Source organism: Methylobacterium sp. NPDC097929, from assembly GCF_049543375.1.
Lineage (GTDB): Bacteria > Pseudomonadota > Alphaproteobacteria > Rhizobiales > Beijerinckiaceae > Methylobacterium.
The window spans coordinates 71,242-89,025 of the sequence record NZ_JBMVEP010000012.1; the positions used below are offsets into that span (position 1 = coordinate 71,242).

General features: G+C 59.2%; 16 protein-coding genes. 4 read left to right on the forward strand and 12 right to left on the reverse strand.

Annotated features, from left to right (window positions below):
* Positions 1 to 81 precede the first annotated feature (81 nt).
* Positions 82 to 957 (reverse strand): restriction endonuclease, encoded by an 876-nt coding sequence (locus ACPCJR_RS21795; RefSeq protein ID WP_391514950.1) that lies wholly within the window; start codon positions 955 to 957, stop codon positions 82 to 84.
* Positions 958 to 1,571: 614 nt separating this feature from the next.
* On the opposite strand from ACPCJR_RS21795, the gene ACPCJR_RS21800 reads away from it, so the two are divergent.
* The 4 genes from ACPCJR_RS21800 to ACPCJR_RS21815 all read left to right on the forward strand — a co-directional run bounded on the left by ACPCJR_RS21800 (position 1,572) and on the right by ACPCJR_RS21815 (position 8,100).
* Complete coding sequence (locus tag ACPCJR_RS21800; RefSeq protein ID WP_391514948.1) at positions 1,572 to 4,115, forward strand: hypothetical protein; 2,544 nt, start codon at positions 1,572 to 1,574, stop codon at positions 4,113 to 4,115.
* A gap of 240 nt (positions 4,116 to 4,355) precedes the next feature.
* Positions 4,356 to 5,963 carry a DNA methyltransferase gene (locus tag ACPCJR_RS21805; protein WP_391514946.1) on the forward strand — a complete coding sequence of 536 codons (1,608 nt, stop codon included), beginning with the start codon at positions 4,356 to 4,358 and terminating at the stop codon, positions 5,961 to 5,963.
* A gap of 89 nt (positions 5,964 to 6,052) precedes the next feature.
* On the forward strand, positions 6,053 to 7,396 hold the full coding sequence (locus tag ACPCJR_RS21810) for a hypothetical protein (RefSeq protein ID WP_391514944.1): 1,344 nt from the start codon (positions 6,053 to 6,055) through the stop codon (positions 7,394 to 7,396).
* Positions 7,397 to 7,548: 152 nt separating this feature from the next.
* Positions 7,549 to 8,100 carry a recombinase family protein gene (locus tag ACPCJR_RS21815; protein WP_391514943.1) on the forward strand — a complete coding sequence of 184 codons (552 nt, stop codon included), beginning with the start codon at positions 7,549 to 7,551 and terminating at the stop codon, positions 8,098 to 8,100.
* A gap of 65 nt (positions 8,101 to 8,165) precedes the next feature.
* On the opposite strand, the gene ACPCJR_RS21820 is transcribed toward ACPCJR_RS21815, so the two are convergent.
* The 11 genes from ACPCJR_RS21820 to ACPCJR_RS21870 all read right to left on the reverse strand — a co-directional run bounded on the left by ACPCJR_RS21820 (position 8,166) and on the right by ACPCJR_RS21870 (position 17,779).
* Positions 8,166 to 8,738 carry an SLATT domain-containing protein gene (locus ACPCJR_RS21820; protein WP_391514941.1) on the reverse strand — a complete coding sequence of 191 codons (573 nt, stop codon included), beginning with the start codon at positions 8,736 to 8,738 and terminating at the stop codon, positions 8,166 to 8,168.
* Complete coding sequence (locus ACPCJR_RS21825; RefSeq protein ID WP_391514940.1) at positions 8,719 to 9,600, reverse strand: SMODS domain-containing nucleotidyltransferase; 882 nt, start codon at positions 9,598 to 9,600, stop codon at positions 8,719 to 8,721. The genes ACPCJR_RS21820 and ACPCJR_RS21825 overlap by 20 nt, the downstream gene beginning before the upstream one ends.
* A 146-nt stretch (positions 9,601 to 9,746) precedes the next feature.
* Positions 9,747 to 10,007, reverse strand: a complete 261-nt coding sequence (locus ACPCJR_RS21830; RefSeq protein ID WP_391514939.1) for a hypothetical protein — start codon at positions 10,005 to 10,007, stop codon at positions 9,747 to 9,749.
* Between the two features lie 63 nt (positions 10,008 to 10,070).
* Positions 10,071 to 10,610 (reverse strand): hypothetical protein, encoded by a 540-nt coding sequence (locus ACPCJR_RS21835; RefSeq protein ID WP_391514938.1) that lies wholly within the window; start codon positions 10,608 to 10,610, stop codon positions 10,071 to 10,073.
* Positions 10,607 to 10,840, reverse strand: a complete 234-nt coding sequence (locus ACPCJR_RS21840) for a hypothetical protein (RefSeq protein ID WP_391514937.1) — start codon at positions 10,838 to 10,840, stop codon at positions 10,607 to 10,609. The genes ACPCJR_RS21835 and ACPCJR_RS21840 overlap by 4 nt, the downstream gene beginning before the upstream one ends.
* Positions 10,840 to 11,985: a hypothetical protein gene (locus tag ACPCJR_RS21845; protein ID WP_391514935.1), complete on the reverse strand. Its 1,146-nt coding sequence runs from the start codon at positions 11,983 to 11,985 to the stop codon at positions 10,840 to 10,842. Before ACPCJR_RS21845 ends, ACPCJR_RS21840 begins: the two co-directional genes overlap by 1 nt.
* 315 nt (positions 11,986 to 12,300) lie before the next feature.
* Positions 12,301 to 13,602 carry a tyrosine-type recombinase/integrase gene (locus ACPCJR_RS21850; RefSeq protein WP_391514934.1) on the reverse strand — a complete coding sequence of 434 codons (1,302 nt, stop codon included), beginning with the start codon at positions 13,600 to 13,602 and terminating at the stop codon, positions 12,301 to 12,303.
* A gap of 76 nt (positions 13,603 to 13,678) precedes the next feature.
* A complete protein-coding gene (locus ACPCJR_RS21855) occupies positions 13,679 to 13,822 on the reverse strand; it encodes a hypothetical protein (protein ID WP_391514932.1) in 144 nt (47 codons plus the stop codon).
* Positions 13,823 to 13,861: 39 nt separating this feature from the next.
* Positions 13,862 to 13,993 carry a hypothetical protein gene (locus ACPCJR_RS21860; protein WP_391514930.1) on the reverse strand — a complete coding sequence of 44 codons (132 nt, stop codon included), beginning with the start codon at positions 13,991 to 13,993 and terminating at the stop codon, positions 13,862 to 13,864.
* A 187-nt stretch (positions 13,994 to 14,180) separates the two neighbouring features.
* Positions 14,181 to 16,343, reverse strand: coding sequence for an HlyD family efflux transporter periplasmic adaptor subunit (locus ACPCJR_RS21865; RefSeq protein ID WP_391514928.1), 2,163 nt, complete (start codon positions 16,341 to 16,343; stop codon positions 14,181 to 14,183).
* Positions 16,340 to 17,779 (reverse strand): efflux RND transporter periplasmic adaptor subunit, encoded by a 1,440-nt coding sequence (locus ACPCJR_RS21870; RefSeq protein ID WP_391514927.1) that lies wholly within the window; start codon positions 17,777 to 17,779, stop codon positions 16,340 to 16,342. The genes ACPCJR_RS21865 and ACPCJR_RS21870 overlap by 4 nt, the downstream gene beginning before the upstream one ends.
* Between the last annotated feature and the right edge of the window lie 5 nt (positions 17,780 to 17,784).

Genomic DNA, 17,784 nt, shown 5'->3' on the forward strand with positions numbered 1-17,784 from the left:
TTGGCTGCGACGAGGATTCGAGCACTTCGACGCCTTCACGCGAAGGTACGGCCGCGCATCGAAGGGCAGAAGGAAGTCCGCCTACAAGCGAGCAAACCAGTCCGCATCGACCGCAACACGTTCCACCAACTCGACGCTTACGCCAAGCTTGAGCGAACGGAGAAGGTCACAGAGGCTGTCTCCGTCGATCAAATCGATCGCCGGAGCACCATCCCTCGTTGCCTCACGCTTCGCGTCGTTAGAGAACGATCCGGTGGTGAGGATCAGCCCTTTATCCGACCTTCCTACCATCGCGCCGCGGAAGTCGCGAACCGCGCTCGCTCCAACTGTTCCAACGTAACGTTTGCACTGGAAGAGCACTTGGAAGGATAGGAGGGCGACACGGAGGACCCCCTGACCATCGATCCCGCCGTCGCCGGAACGACCGGTCACCTCAACCTTGATAAAGCCCGCCTCTCTGAGAATGCGCTGTGCGAGACGTTCAAACGCATCTGGAGGCATCGAGCGGAGGGCGGCAAGGAGCCGGTCCTTCCACGCATCCTCAGGCGGCGATACGTCAGCAGCGACCGCCTCTTCCGTTGTCCGTGGCTCGGCTGCGGGCTGGTCCTGCCGCCGCCGATCGCGGTCCTGTCGTCGGACGAGTGCCGGAATATCAGCGACTTCATCCACCGACATGTGCTCGCCTGCATCGGTGATCGTCCAGACGCCGCGGGCGCTGTTGTCGATCGCTCCTGCACGCTTGAGGTAGGTTTTCGCCCACGCAAGGTTGTAGCTGAGCTTCGTCTGCCGATTGTCTGAGTGGATGACCGATGCGACCGAATCGGGGATTGCCTCACGCTCGATCACCTTCGCGAGCAACTCCTCGTTCGAGCCGGAGCCGCCCATGGCCTTCAAGGCTTCGAGCGTCGGCCAGAGGAGGGCGTCGAAAGTCGGAACTTGGGTGATCGGCGGTAGCATGGAAGCTATCGTGCCATCACCGGAGCATGCTGTCGCTTTGAGTTTCTCTCTGCCGACGCCAAACTTCCGGTGGATCGATTGATCGCCTGATGATCGTCGCTCCCGTGCAACGCTGTGGCCGGACGGATGCTCAGACCGGACCCGAGCGTCTATGATGAACGAGACCACCAAGCAGCTTCTTCGATCGAGCGGAGCCCGCGAAGAAGGTAACCGAGGCGATCGAACAGTGCCCACTCTTCAACGCCCAGAGCACCTTCCATATCCCCGAAGTTCATTGACTTAGGGGAACGGACCCGCGAGCCGGTGATCGATTACGCTCGGCTCTCTGTTCCGCCTTCACGGCCCCGACCGCGGGTTGTCTCAACTAGTTTATTGCTACCTACATATGAATTTTGGACGTAAGCTCGAATGCCTGCCACAAATAGCCCGAGCAATCCCCACTGGCCCGCGACGGTTATATATTGCAACTTAAAATCAAAGCGCTATCTTATAGGTAGCCTACTATCAATGCGAACAATCCGCCAACATTCATTCGAGGATCGGTCGATGTCCTAATATAATTTGCAAATAGTTCAAAATATCCTTGAGTTCATACTATATCGAAGCGAGCAAGTATGCGACAGGAATTAAAAAGCATTGTTAGATTCATTGAGTCGCAAGATTTACCCTCAAGCTTTGAATTGATAAAAGACGACATCTGGGATGTGAGTAAGAACTGCTTCCATACCCAAGAGACATATGTAATAGATTTTAAAGAGACAATACCCAGCAATTTCACCGATGATTACGGGATCGGAATCGTTAGAGCATGCACTTCTTTTTACAACACGTTTGGGGGTATACTTATATTCGGCGTTAGAAATGGCGACCTGACGATCGCAGGTGTAGCTAATCCCATCGATATTGAGGCTCTAAATCGAGTACTGTTCGAGTTTTGTGGAATCAGGGCCGAACTGCTATCAAAATCCTATTCCGTATCGACTGCTGAGGGCGGCAAGACAATCAATCTGGTTCTGATACCTAAGCGCCCCCTCATACGACCCGTCAGATTAAAGAGAGACCTCGGAAAGTATAAAGCTGGGACTTTGTGGATTCGAGATCGAGCGGAAACGCTCGAAGCCGCCCAACGTCATTTGCCGTTGGTATATTCAGCCAGAACATCGCTACCATCACAAGCTGATGAAAGCGGCGAAACCGTCACGATCCATAGGTCGCTTCCACCATCTCCGGCGACGATGAAAAATTTCATCGGACGCCAGTCACTTCTAGAGTCACTCTGGGACTGGTTCATCTTCGGCGATCAGCCGAGAATGTATCTATACGGCCCTGGCGGATCAGGAAAAAGCACTCTTGCATTCGAATTGTCTAAGCTAATAGCAGAACATGGTAGCCAGATTGCATTTCCTACTGGAGAGCGCTTAGACTACGTAATATTCCTATCTGCAAAAGAAACAGAGTTGAATCCGGTTACGGGTCGACAGCAAAATTTCCAGATGATGCAATTTCGCGATTATCGCGAGCAGTGTGCGCAGATCATCCATCATTCTGGTCTTCTCGATGAAGAGCAGTCTCTTGTTTCAGATGAGGACACATTAGAAGATAAGATTAAGGAACTTTTCGACAATTTTACTGGCCTGCTCATTATAGATGACATTGATGCACTAAGCAGAAAGCATCAGGACACTGGCGAAGAAGTCTTGTTCTCAAAGGCCCTGCTAGCAAAAAAACGGACTCGCATACTATACACTCTGCGTTATCAACCACCCTATGCTCTACGGGCGTCGACGGGTGTTCCAGGCTTAGAAGACGACGCTGAGTTTCAAGCTTTCGTTGAAGCTTGGTGCTTGCAGTTTGATTTGAAACCTCCGACTAGAGAACAGATGCCAATCATAAAAAAAGAGACGAATCGTCTTCCCCTCTTAATTGAAACGCTCTTGGGACTTCGGAAGTATTGCGGTAGCTATGAGAGCGCAGTCGCAACGTTCAAACAACGCGGCGGCGACGAGGCGCGACGCTACTTATATCAAAGAGAATACGACAGATTATCTCAGGACAGCCGTTCCAGGCAAATCCTAGCTGGTCTTTACCTACTTGGCTCACCAGCCAGTTTCTCGACGCTTTCAAGCTTATTTCAATTTTCGAGTGAGCATGTTCGTGATGCCTTGATCGAATGTAGCGCGATTTTTGTTTCCACTTCTGAAGAAGAAACCAGTGGGGAGAGCCTGTATCAACTCGTTCCACCCTCGATTCCCTTCATTGCGCAGGCATCTAAAGGACTTGCGTATTACGAAAATCTCGCTCGCGCAGTACAACTTTACAAAAACTCCGACTCGTCCATCGCTCCAGGGGATGCGGCGAAAATTTCACGTCTCGAACGGCAAATTCGCAGCCGTCAGTACGAAGCTATTGTTAAGTACTGCGAAGCTTTGGATGATGATGATAAGTTTTTAATAATTCCACGAGTCAGGTCTTTGCTCGGGCAGGCTTATTCAGAATTAGGCATAGACAACCGCGAGAAAGCGCGACAGTGGTTTCGAGCCGCTGAGGGACTGAACTATGTAGATATTTTTATGATGAGACGTTGGTATAATATGGAACTACATTCTGGGTACAATTTGAATGAGGCCGTGCGCGTCTGCAATAAGATGATTGGTGACGCTAATATTGGCCCTCGGTACAAAAGCGAGTTCTGGAGCAAGTTGGCGAATTGCTTTATAATCGAGGCAAATTCACTTGGCCCCGGCATGCGAGCGAAGCAACTTGAACTCTTAAAGCAGTCGATTGGGGCATACTTTGAAGCGTTATGGGTCGGAAGGAATGACGTAGATGTCAATACATCTGAAACACCAATCTGGCTTGAGCGCCCCGTAGAAAGATTGATGTACGTAGCAGGCGACGAAATTGAGCACGTCTTTGATTTAATGGAGCAACTTGCGGACAGAAAACATGGGATTAGCGAAGTTGGCGTCACGATATATCTTCGGTTTTTTATCAAATCACAGGACTCGTCTTCCAGCGCTCGCATCCGCGCTAGGTTCATGGGACTTTGTACCAAAACCCTAAAGAAGATCGATGCGACGCTCAAGCAAATAGGGCCGGATCGTGGATTCGAATTGCTGGCAAATACTCTCCGAGCAGCCGTCGCGAGTATGAAGTAGGGGCGCGTTGGATCACAAACGCTGACTTACGGAAACGCCTCTGCTCAGCCTGGACGATCCGGGCGATCGCTGCGCAGCGTCTTATTTGGCGGCAGATCAAGGCAGGCTGCAGTCGAACTTGGTAATCCGTTGCCATCTCGCCTCCGACCGCTCCAGACGGCTCTCCACGAGCAGCTTGGCGGTAAGCGTTTCTGGGGTATCTTGGCGGTGGTTTTCTTCCGCTCCGATCCCAAACGGTCAATGAACCTACCCTCTGAGAGCCTCGCCGCTGCCCTCGGTCAGGAACTGCGCAGCGCGCGCCGCAGCAGGAAGGTCACCCAGAAGACTCTCGCCGCATCAGCCCGCCTCGACCTCGCGACCGTTCAGAATCTGGAAGCCGGACGCGGCACTGTCGCGTCGATGCGCGCGGTGCTGGCTGTTCTGCGCCATCGCTTCATCGCTCAGAGTAACAAGCAGGACGTAGGAGAATGGTTGGTCGCGAACCGGAAGGACGCTGGCCTTTCTCAGCAGCGTCTCGCTGCCCTGTCGCGTTGCTCGAAGCCAACGATCATCAAAATTGAAAGGGGGCAGGGCCACATCAACTCGCTCGTGGCCGTGCTCTCGGTGCTGAAGCTCGCTTCAACCCTTCGGTCAGATGAGCACTCGGAGGAAGCGGCGTCTGGCCCGCCCCAATCAACGCCGACCATTCGGGTGATCCAGGGCGACTGCCGCGAGATCATGCGCGGACTCGCTGCCGAGTGCATGCAGTTCGACGCCTGCGTCACCGATCCCCCCTATCACCTCTCGATCGCAAAGCGTTTCGGCAGGAAGAACTCTGCGCCAATCAAGGGTGGTGAGCCCGGCAGCGCGAATCCTTACCGAGCGATGGCGAATGGCTTCATGGGCCAGGACTGGGACGGCGGCGGCGTAGCGTTCGATGCCGATACGTGGCGCGCCGTCTACAACGTGCTGAAGCCCGGTGGGTACCTCGTCGCCTTTGGCGGCACCCGGACGTTCCACCGTCTCGTTGTTGCGGTTGAGGATGCCGGCTTCGAGATTCGCGACATGATCTCCTGGGTGTTCGGCACGGGCTTCCCGAAATCGACGAGCGTTGGTCGAGGCATCCAGCGCCTGCGCCAGGGGAGCGCTCACTACTCCGGTCGAACGATGCCGTCCGCTGAGGGCAGTGCGGTCCCAGGATCGCTGCTGCGGGAGATGGCAACAGGGGAGTGGACGGGGCGGACGGTCGAGATCGCCGATCCTGATGCTCGGCGCTGGGAGGGGTTCGGAACCGCGCTTAAGCCGGCCTACGAGCCGATCATCATCGCCCGCAAACCGTTGAGTGAGAAGAGCGTCGCGGCGAACGTGTTGAAGCACGGTACCGGAGCGTTGAACATCGACGGCTGCCGCGTTGCCGTGGCGGATGGAACGGAGCGCTGGCCGGCAAACATCATCCACGATGGCTCTGACGCGGTGATCTCCTCGTTCAGCAGTCCGGCAACCGAGGCCACAACCCGCGGTCAACGTCGCCCGACGCGCCAGCCGCATCCCACGCCGAGCAGCGGGATGGATGCCATGTCCGCTCCAAACGACGCGATCAACCCCGCGCGCTTCTTCTACTGCGCGAAAGCGTCCGCATCAGATCGTGGCTGCGGCAACCATCACCCAACGGTGAAGCCGAACAACCTCATGCGCTACCTCGTCCGGTTGGTCACGCCGCCTGGAGGAACCGTGCTCGATCCATTCCTCGGGTCAGGCTCAACGGGGAAGGCAGCACTGGAGGAGGGCTTCGGCATCTTGGGATGCGAGTTGATGCCGGAATACATTCAGATCGCTTGCTCCCGAATCGGCGCGGGTAGAACCGATTGAGCCCTCCGACATCACTACTAAGCAGAGCAGAGATTGTTGCAGCCCAAAATTATCCTTCTGGCGCATCTGACTGTATGAGGGGTAATAAAGTGGGCGCTTATGAGACTGAATTTGCAAGTTATGTCCTCAGCAGAGACTTTTCTCTTGAGGTCGAAAATATCAATCTCACTCAAAACTCTGAGGATGAACCTCTTGTGCTGTCGGGTCCCGGGCGCATCTGGCAAGATGAAGACGGATTATTGAAATTTAGGGTCGATGCCCGCTATGACGAAGGTATTTTCATAAGTCTACTTTTGAACGATATGAACATACGGCCCGGAAAGCTGTATGATGACAAATCGTACTTCACTATGACTGCGGAGACAGTAAACGGGTCATCATACACAGCGGAAAACGTTCGTTTTAGCTCCAATATAAATTTTTCCGGCACGGGCGAAGTTACTGGCGAACTTGAGTATTTGAGCCGGCATTCTGTTCAACCAACGACTGATTGCAACAAAGTGAAAATATTGGCGGCTCACCAAGATTTCAAGTCCTGGCTGGCGCTAATCGGCATCAATCAGATCACGATAGATGGTAAGAAATTGACTATACAGATTGAAAGCAGGGACGACAGCATTATTGACATCGAAGTGCAAGCAGGCAGTAGCTTGCCGCAAAATATAGATATGCGTGTTATCGAAGCGTTGCAAGTTCTCCTATCACAAAAACTGCCGATCGCATATGTCGGAGCATTTTCAACAAGAGGATTCTCCGAAAAATTGCGTAGATTTCCCCCGATCCCACACAAAAGCAGGTTATTACCAGCGATCGATCTCAGAGATGTCGGAAATTCCAGGGCAGCCCTGAACTTTTTGACGAAATACCTCGAATTCTGTCTTCGACAGATCAAGAAAAATGCTTGGCATCCCTGTTCAGCCCAATACATGCATGCGGTCGAAGCTCAAGCAGGATCGCTTGAGGTTGCAATAGTAGGGCTCTGTGTCGCGATTGAGGGGGTCTCAAACCATCTGCCGGTAAAGTACAAAAGAATAGAAAAAGAGAAAGTGGAACTCATTGCGGAAGTGGTCGGAAGGTGGTTGAGAAAGCGCAAATTCAGCGATGATATATGCTTCCGTACCAACGGGCTAGTCAATCAACTGAGCAACGTCAGAGTCCGCGATCGCTTGTCAAATTATATTGAAACAGGAACAATACCTAGTGATTATTTTGCCACTTGGAACAGGCAGAGGCATAAGGCAGTCCACACGTCTAATGATCTGTTCGGAGCAACATCTGATGCAAAACTACAGAAGACGCTCGATGACATTCAAAAGCTGAACACACTCATCCAGATGATGCTCTTTGTGATAATTGGCTATGAGGGCCCCTACGTAGATTACGGAGCCGTCAATTGGCCGACAGCCGAATTTGTCAATCGAAGCTCTGGGTAAACGCCCTACACCCGTGAATTTGAACCCTGGTCATGTGGCACATCCGCTTCAGCCATTCTTCAGCACGAGGAAGCGTGCCACATACATCCAGCTTGACCATTGGCGCGGTCGTGCCACAATCCTCCTGACCTTATTGGCGCAGAAGGACACCCATGCTGATCGGCCTCGCTCGCACCTCCACCCTTGAACAGGAAGCCGGGCTGGAGGCGCAGAAGCGAATGCTCAGTGTGGCAGGCGTTGAAAAACTGTTCGTGGAGCAGACCAGTTCGGTCGGACCACGCCCGGCGCTTGAGGCGGCGATCGAGTTCAGCCGTGAGGGCGACACGCTTTGCGTCACCGATCTGTCCCGTCTCGCCCGCGGTGTTCATGACTTCTGCCGGACCCAAACCCGGCTGGCGGAGAAACGTGTCGATCTCCGGGTGCTGAACCTCGGGCTCGACACTGCGACGCCCACCGGCAAACTGATGCTCAACGTCCTCGCGAGCGTCGCTCAGTTCGAGCGAGAGATCATGCTTGAGCGGCAACGCGAAGGTATCGCGCGTGCGAAGGCTGAGAAGCGCTACAAGGGACGTGCGCCGACCGCGCGGGCGAAAGCCGAGGAGGTCCGAACGATGTCTGCGGCGGGCGTGAAGAAGGCGGCCATCGCTGCCGAGCTTGGAATTAGCGCTCGGAGCGTGTTTCGGCTTCTTGCAACAAAGCCTTAGGTTGATGGTGGCACCAATTGCAGCCGAAATCGCGGATTTGATCCGTTCCGCGATCTTGTTATATTCTACCTGTCTTTGAGAGTTGGCGGGAGAAACTTATCTATTTCTCCTGCATTGAATGTGTAATCCTCCAATTCTTGCAGCCCCTTCTGTGCCATTCGATACGCTTTCGACGTCGTACCCGGTGCCGATTTGTAGATCGACGCCAACGCATTTTGTAGCTGATCGCGTCGGGATCGCGCCTCGGCTTGGCTTAATGCACCACTGACTAGATCGGTTAGAAGGGATAGATAAGACTCACGTATTGCCCAAATATCTGCCGCAGTATCTCTGTGTTTTTGGGCAGCAGCGCCAGGATCAAAGCCCTTCATATAACCTGTTATGAAGAGGCTTATGAGAGAAACAAACGCGGTGTAAACTTTGATGCCGAAGTGATCCGCAAATAATACAGCTATCGCCCCAGAGGTCGTGATGGCGGCAAGTGCAATCTGCGCTATTTTATAATTCCTGAGGATCGATGCGCATATGTCTCCCTGCTTTTCATGCGTTTTGTGAGAGTAGACTGTGCGAGCAAAACATTCGCGAATTTGACCCTCAAGAGAGGCCCCGGCATGCTGCTCAAGGGTATGTTGGTCCAAAGACTTCTCTCCATTTATTTCTGGCTGTGAGCGGTCGATTACTCGCCTCGTAGGCAATAGCACTCAACACTACCTCGTATGAACTATAAGCTTGGCGTTGAAAAATTCCTTTTTTTGGGACATATGAGCCGCTTCCTGGGGCTCTCCAGTAAGTCTGCTTGAGATCAGTCTGGGCGAGATAAAGGAGAAAATCACGGACCAAAAAGTCGTGATAGAGATAGGACTTGTCCCTGTGAGGCCACCCAGCGATAAATTGGAAAGCAAGCGTATCTATTAGCATTCCGCTTATTGGAACGCTGTTATAATCACGCCAAATGCGAGCCATTCGGCAGATTGCTTTCAGATTTCCATTCGATACACAGCTATTTCTCAGCGCAAATGCCTGCATTTCCTTCCGTGGATCGCATGCCCTCCAATTCCCACCGGAATTTGAGTCAGGAAATGTGAAAGTATTGCTGGTATTGATAAATACAGGAAGTATCTCGAACCTAATTCCATCCGAGAAGTTCAGTGAAACAACTTGTCCGTCCGCTCCAAGATAAGAATTTGCATACGTTTTTCCTATGGACGTTCTGATTGCTTGCAGCAGAGAAGACTGTCCATTGCGCATGTGCGAATTATAGCGGTGGTAAACAAGATTTGGAAGTGTAAATGCAATATCAAGATCGCTCACACCCTTTGCGGCAGTGTCACGACCGTAAGAACCGACATACAAACTATGCGCTGTTTCCGATGCGTTGTTCCAGAAATCGATATTAAGCTGTCTTGTGATTCTTCTGTAACGATATGAGATGCCGCTCATTGTCGTGGACGGTATAAGGTATCTCGACCTGAATTCACGGAAATTGGTAGCGACGCTCATACAACCTTCTTTCCAGAGATAGTGATGGAAATTCAGATCAATAGGTCAATCGCTTTGTGTCTTGAACCATAAGCGCCAACTGCGTCACGCGATCTCATGGATGATCCATAACGCATGACGGTCCTGCAAACTTTTCCGGTAGCAAGCTAAAACGTCATTCGGAACGCGCAAGCGTCAAGCTCCTGTTCGAATCGGTACAATTTACCAACGGTGCCCCCACGCTCATCTCTAAGATTATCGGCATGAGAAGAGCCGCGGCAACGTTCCGCAATCCATCTGCGGCGCTCGTCCAACGCTTTTAAGAACGCATCGTCGCCCATGACAGTGCGGAGCAGCCCCGGCTGGGGCACCACGTGAGGGGTGGCTTTGAGCTTGTCGGCGTTGAGGCACGCGATGATGGCATGCATGGAGTGAAATATCGTCATGCACGTATTTACCCCTGGCGCTCTCCGCCCGCCGCGGGGTGAAGCTCAAGCTCGAATTTGGCGCTGCGCGTAGATCGTGTCGAACACCGTTTCGGCTCGCACGAACCGATCGTGAGCCTGCCGGCGGTGCCGAGGGTGACGATCCGGGTGAAGATTCGCCCGATACGCTCGGCGCGCGGCGACGACCAGCCAGTCCGGCGCACGCTCATGAAGTCCAACCGTGCGATACAGTGGGTCCGGCTCCATTCGGCTCTCCGTGGGATCACGAGCACGCAAGCGCTCGATCTCCTGCTCAAGCGCAGCCGTATGTGCCTGTAATCGCCTCAGCGCCCCATTGGTGGCTTCTGCGTTATCGTCGGCAGCTTGCCATGCCCAAGCCATTCGCTGGCGCTGTTCGCGTTCGTGCAGCGCGAGCGGGGCATATCGAATGGCGGCAGCCCAAACCAGCAATCCGCCGATCGTCGGCGTGTAGGCGAGCATCGCAAGGCTGAAAACGGCGAGGATCGTGCGAAGCACCGTCATCGACCGGAGTCGCTGCGCCTGCTCCTCCAGGCTCTCGACGAGGAACTCGATGATCGCGATCAACGGCTGAGCAGCATCGGCAGGAGGTAGCCTTTGCCGACCAGCCGGCCGCAGGCATCGCGCGTAACGTCCGAGCGCGCGTCATAGCTGCCGAGGATGGTTCCACGAGCATCACGAAGCAGGACCTTGCCCACAATCCTCTGGCGTTCGAGCACGCCGAAGATTGTGCCGCGGCCATCCCGCAGAGCTTCGCGCGCGGGCGCGGCCATGACGATGGCAGCCGATCCATCCATCACGCGTGGTCCATCACGTCGGCGAGTTCCTCGGCAATCCCACTGACAACATCATCGAACTCCCCTTCGGCGTCGGTGTCCGTGAGGTCGTACGCTCGCAGCAGAGAGGCCAACCGCGATCCGGCCCGCTCCATTCCAGGCGCAACGTAGGAGAGAACGCCGTAGCTGCTGAACTTCGCGCGAATCGCCTTCAGCCCGGCCGGGGTAATCGGTTGGTTGTGGGGCCCACGAATCTGCTCGATCACCCACGCGCCGCCGCTCAGCGCCCGAAGCTCAACGGCAGCGGCCGTCTGGTCTCGGTCCCATTCGTAATGAAGCCGGCAGCCCAGCGCGCCATAGGCGATCCTGCTGCCCAGGCAGTTGCCGAGCCTCCGACCCACCTCGTCGAGGTCCTTGAGAGGGATGAGGCGTAGATCGGGATCATCTGCCGGAATGGGTGGAGTGACGAGGAGCCGCTCTGACTTTCGCAGCCAACCCTCAATCCATTTCGAGAGATCGCGATCACGTGGCGAGAGATGGTTGAGGCTCTCCATGAGCGTCGCATCGGTCGCGCTCGGCACGAGCCTGCGGATCAGCGCCAAAGCCTCGTGGAGAGCGTCAAGCGACGTTTCGCTGCGCACTCTTTCGAGAACATGCGGGCGGAGGAAGACCGGATCAATCCGCGCGATGATGCGAAGCGATTTCGCGGTGATCTTCCCCTCAATCTGGCCGAGGAGCTTGGCGCGGGCTCGGTGCTCCGAACGCGAGAACAATTCGAACGCGAGACGGTAGTCGGCAGGGTCTCGAAGCGGATCGTGCCCGATTCGGGCGAGAAGACCGATCAGCCCCAGCGGGACAGTGCCGTAGACCGCCTTGATGATTTGCGCGGGCCTCAGCGAGATGAGCCCCTTCGCGATCTTCGCGAGAGGATCGGCGGCCGAAATGTCGGTCGGGCTGATCGCGGCCAGTCGAGCCGCCATGATGTGAGGCTGACCGAAATCGGTCTCCGCGCACGCGATGAACTGTGCGGTTCGTTTCAGCGCGGAAGAATGGAACGACGCAGCGAGGTAGCCTGGAAGCGCCGCGTCGAGCCGGCACGCTGCTGCGAGATGATCGCCGTCGAAGGGTCTGGGGATCGTGTGGGAACGTTGAATCTGTAGCTCCAAATAGCTCTCCATCCTACGAAGGAGCGCAGGATGAAGGCAAATGATTGAATCAATGTTTAAAGTCCTTCAGGAATTGATTGCAGTTAGAATTTGGGTTTCGATTTTCTCGAACATCTCGCAGTCCCTATACAATATCAACATCCGACCGGAAGTACTGGAGATGAGAGCCGCGATACCCTGAATGCTCAACGAATCGTCTCCCTCAGCGTTCGATGAAATCCTGTCAGGAGCGGCGTCGCCTCTTCCGCGCGCCCTTGTCGGATCAACTCTTGCGCGCGGCGAAAAAGTTCTTCGAGGCGATCGTCGCGGGTCACATTAGAAGCCGATCTTGTCGATGACCGGCTTCAGCACCGTCATGGGCGAGCCGCGCCCGTAGCCTGCGGCGACGGTCTTCGTCTCGTGGCCGAGCAATTCGTATTGAAGCGACAGGTCCACACCCTCCGCCCGCAGCCGATCCTTAGCCCGGTGCCGGAGGCTGTGGACAACTTTGTTTTCGTCTGTGATCCCGCATTCGCCGAGACGGCGGTTCAGGCGCTTCGACATCGCGGGTGTGGTGATCCCCGTCACGATCGGACCCTCGATCTTCGCCGGGAGCAGGGGGAGCACCGCATCGGGCAGAGGCACGCGCCGGTAGCTCGACGCGTTTTTCGTCCCGACGATCACGTACCGGATGCCCTTCTCGATCTTCTCATCTTGGATCGACATCGCCTCCGCCAGACGCATGCCGGTGGTTGCGAGCATCGCCCAGATCAACCACTCGTCATCCGAGAACTTGTGACGGTTCTTCCGCACCCGCTCCATGTCGGCATCGTCGAGGATGTCGCGGCGGTTGAGGTGGAGCGGGGGCCGCTTCGGCATCACGCCCTGGAACGGGTTCATCCCGGTGAACTTGCCGGTCTTCGTCGCGAAGTTGATCGCCGCCCGCAGGTGCCCGACCTTCTTCTGAACCGTGGCGTGCGCCTCGCCCTTGGCGAAGAAGTGCTCCACCAACCGCTTCCCATCGTCGTACCCGGCTTCAGAGAACAGCTTGCTCCCGTTAAGCGCCTTGAACGTCTCGAAGGCGATCGTCGCCTCGCGCCGGATGTGATCGTTCAGGCGATTCTCTTTCAGCCATCGGTCGATCAGGTCGAAGTCTCGGTTGTCCTCTGCCGCGGTCGGCATCGGCAGGGGTGCAACTTCCTTCCGCGGCGCGATGCCAGCTTCCGCCGCCACTTCCGCGCGCTGATCCGCCCCCAGGAAGAAGCGAACCCGCTCGCTCTCGACATTCGTCTCGGTGCGAACAATCACATTGTTCTGGTCGAGGTAGGTGAGTTGATCGGTGGTGGCGAGCACCCGCGTCCCGTCGTCCAGGGCGTGAATCCGGCCGGGCTCGAAGCGCCGTCCGACGTAGCTCCGCTGCGGTCCGCGAATGATGCTGTTCAGCAGGAGCGCCCGCTTGTGCTCGGTGATGTACGGCCCGGCGATCACCTCCGCCTCGCGCCGATCGGGGGTCTTCAGAGAAAACTCCACCACCCGCGAATTGCCGGGTTTGCGCATGCCTTCGGGGTAGACGAACCGGATGTGCCAGTTCGCCGAACCCCGCCTCTGAAAGAGATATTCACCACGTCGTCCCGCCATCGTCGAACCCCGTTGTCAGGCAGTTTTGTGTGGGGTCATTGTCAGGCAGTTTGTCAGGCAGGTAAAATCGTTGAGATCACGCGAGTTTCGGTTGTCCACAGTTTCGTGGGTCGCCCTCCCGCAGGGCGCGCCACTTGCTTGCAGAACTGCGAAACTCAGGCACGTCTGCGCCGGTCAGGGCGGTTTCCAGGGTCTCCTTGTCGTCGATGATGCGGATCACGTCCGCGCCAATTTCGATCCGATCGACGATCGCCTGAAGTCACGCCTGTCGGACCGAGACCTCGCCCGACATCACCGTCTCGCGCATCAGACGGCCGAAGCACTCGGTCAGCTCGGGTCCGATCTCGGATGGGCTCGGACCGGTCTGGCGGATCCGCGCAAGGTCGGCCATCGCCAGATCTCGCTTCGCCCGCAACGCCGAGAGCCGCTCTTTCGGCAAATCGTCGGGCTCGTACTCAACAAACCGGTGGAGCCACCGCAACTGCTCTTCCGTTCGCCTGCCTCATTCTGCCCTTGCAAGGCCCGTAACCTCGGCGCCGCTTCGGGCTGCCGCCGGACCTCGAAGTGCCATGGTCGTGCTAAAAGCCGCTCTCGCGGACGAGCACGGCAGCCACGGCGTGCCACCAGCGCCGCAGGAGGCTGCGGGGTGCGCCTGCGATGACGACCTCGCCGCGCATCGTCCGGTGCCAAGCGAAGGACGGCATCTCGGCCCGGAGGCGGACGCGGTAATAGGCCGAGACCGGCTCGTAGCGTCCCTCCCGCTGGCGCACAGCCATCGCGCCGCCGAGCGGTTCGGCGAGCGCCGCGTCGGGCAGCATGCGCAAGTCGGCGCGCTCGATGGTCTCGACCACGGCCGGAACGGGCGCCACGTCGGCCTGCGCGGGGTAGAAGCGGGCTCGCAGTCCCGGCTCGACGGTGCCGACATCGCTTTCCGCGACGTAGGCGTGAAGGGTCCAAGCCTCCGGGGCGACGACGAGGGCGATGCTCTCGGTCTCCGAGATCCAGCGACCGGGCGTCAGGTTCTCGGCGATCTGGCGCACCTGCCCGGTGAGCGCCGCGCGGACGGTCAGTCGTGTTTTCAGATGTTCCTGCAGGGCCAGCTCCCGCCGGCTCGCGGCGAGGGTCTCGGCGAGGGCGCCGAGGCGCTCCGCGCTCTCTTGCGCCACCGCGCTCAGGTCGATCTCCCTCTGCGTCTCCGCGATTCGCGCTTGGCCGACGGCGATCTGGCCTTCGATGTCGGGCGCTTCCAGGGTTACGAGCGGATCGCCGGCCGCGACCCGTGCCCCTTCCGCGACATGAACCGCCGCGACCCGGCCGGGGCTGGCGGGGAAGACCCGCACGAATTCCGCAGCGCGCAGGGCCGCCGGTGCCTCGACCCGTCCGCGCCACGGCACCACGAGGGCCGCGAGGGACGCCGTCAGCAGGGCGAGAGCGGCGAGCCCCGAACGGGTCGGGCGCAGCTCCGCGCGCCGGCCCCACCACGTGCGCGCCTCGCGCCAGACCGGCCGCGCGATAAACCAGCCGATCTCGACGAGGAAGAGGCCGATCCCGACGAGCTTGATGAAGAAGTGGTAGACCACGAGCGCGATGCCCGCGAACAGCACCAGCCGGTAGACCCAGACCATCCAGGCATAGGCGATCATCCACGCCCGCACGGCCGACGGCACGGGTTCGGGCGCGGGATCGTCGAGTCCGAACAGTCTTCGGCGCAGATGCCAGACGGCCAGCGCGAAGGCGCGCGGCTGCAGGTTCGGCATGCCCACGGCGTCGGCGAGCAGATAGTAGCCGTCGAAGCGCATGAACGGGTTGAGGTTGATCGCCAGGGTCGAGGCCCAGCTCACCGTCGCGATCATCAGGGCGGCGTCCCGCGGCGTCCCGTCCGGCAGGAAGCTCCAGGCAAGTAGCGCGGCCACCGCCAGCACCAGTTCCGCGCCGATGCCCGCCGCGTCGATGGCGATCTGGGCGCGCCGGTCGGTCAGGCGCCACGCGTCGGTGGTCTCGGTGTAGAAGCGGGGCCAGAACACGATGAAGGCGAGCCCCGCCGAGGGCACCCGCACGCCGAAGCGCTTGGCCACCAGGGCGTGGCCGAGTTCGTGCACCGCCTTGGCCCCGGCCAGGGCCAGCATCAGCCAGGACAGGTTCTCGAACGAGGCCAGGGCGGCCAGCCGTACGACGAGCCCGTCCCATTGCCGCCCGGCGAGGTAGAGCCCGGCGAGCCCGGCGAGGACGACGAGGGCGGCGAAGCGCCGTGTGAAGAGGGGACGCGCCAGGGGGGCGAGCCGGTCCAGGGCCGCGTCGGGCCGCAGCAGCGGCACCCGGAAGAACAGGTAATGGTGCAGCAGCCACGCCCACGGCCCCGCGCGCCGCCGCTCGCGGTGGGCGGCGTAGACGCGCCAGAGGCCCGGCGCCCCGGCTGCCAGCAGATGGTTGTCCTGCAGCATGCGCAGCAGCGCCTCGACCTCCTCGCGGTCGACCTCGAGCCGGGTCTCGGCCCGCACGCGGGCCGCCAACGCCTCGGCGGTGACGGGAGCCCAGCGGGCCAGGATCTCGAACGCGCTCCAGCCGATGCGGAAATAGGCGTTGCGCACGGGGTCGTGCAGCGTCCAGGTCGGGGCGCCGTCCCTCGTGCGCGGCCCCTCGACGAGATCGAGTTCCTGGCGCAGGCGCGGCAGGGGCTTGGGTCCGGGAGAACCCGCCAGGCCGGGGATGATCCGGCCGAGGGGCAGGGGGCCTGCGCTCACAGCCCGAGCGTCCGGCGGATCACGGCGAGCGGGCGCCGGAACACGAAGTAGGCCAGCGAGACGGACTCGCCGTAGAGCTTCGCCGTCCCCTTCAGGCCCAGGCGCGGCACCGTCCCCCCGTCGGCCTCCCCGCCCGCACCGGCCTCTCCTGCACCCGCGCCCTCGAACTCGGCGCGGACCCGGTAGGACAGCACGTTGAGCGGCGACATCTCGGCGTCGTAGCTCGTCTGAACGAGCCGCGCCTCGACGGGATGCAGGGGATCGACGTTGAGGAAGAGGCGTACCGGCGCGCCGGGTTCGAGGTCGATGGCGTCGTCGATCGGAATCCAGATCTGGAGGCGGGTCCGGCTCGGGGCGGCGATGGTCATCACCCGCTCGCCGAGTTTCACCGGGCGCCCGCTCCACTCCTCGGGATCTCCCATCACGGCGATGCCGGCGCGGGGGGCCAGCACCTGCGCGCGCGCGAGCAGTTCGCGGTAGGTGGCGGCCTCCGCCTGCCTCAGGTCGATGCGGCGCTCCAGCACCGCCGCCTCGGTCCGGCTGCGGTCGGCGTTCCGGTCGGCGCCGAAGGCTTTCTGCTGCGCGCCGAGCAGTTCGGCCCGCGCCACTTCGAGCTGGCGCAGCGCCACCTCGTACTTGCCGCGCAGCTCGGTGTCGTCGAGGCGGAACAGCGGCTGCCCGGCCGCGACCTCGGCATTCGGGGCGACGAGGATGCCCGTGACCACGCCGCTTGCCGGAGCGGCGACGATCGCGGCGTCCTTCGGCACGATTTCGGCCGGGGCGAGCACCGACTGGCTCACCGGAAGCGCGCCGAGCAGGGCCAGGACGAGCGCGACGGCCAACCCCGTGCGCAGGCGCGCCAGATCCCGCCAGGAGCGCCCCTGCCGGCGGAACAGGGCCGCCGCGTGAGCCAGAGCCTCCGCCATGTGCTCGGCCGCGTTGCGCTCGGTCTCGATCCAGGGACTCTGCCGGAACAGGATCAGGCCGCCCAGACCATGGCCGCCGTGCCGCAGCGGCAGGTAGAGCGCGTGGCGCGGCATGCCTTCCGGCCAAGCCGCCTCCGGCACGGCCTTCACCGCGACAGGATCAGCCGGGGACGCTTCCGGGACCGGGCCGGCGAACGCTTCCAGGGCGAGCGACGGGGCCTCGTGTCGGCAGAGATCCGCGCCGAGCCGCTCCAGGGCTTGTGCGAAGGGCGCGGCGCGATCGATCTCGGCGACCGCCGAGACCGCGACGAGGCCGGGCCGGCGCCGTCCGGCCCAGAACAGGGCGGCGGTGTCGTAGGCCACCACCCGCTGCATCTCGTTGACCGCCGCGAAGGCCAGTTCCGCCGCGTTCCGCGCACTCCGGAAGGTCGCCTCCAACTGGAGCGCGGCGGCGAGCCGCTGCGCGCGGCGGTCGGTCGAGAAGCTGTGGGGCGGGGGATGGCTCGTCATCGGCG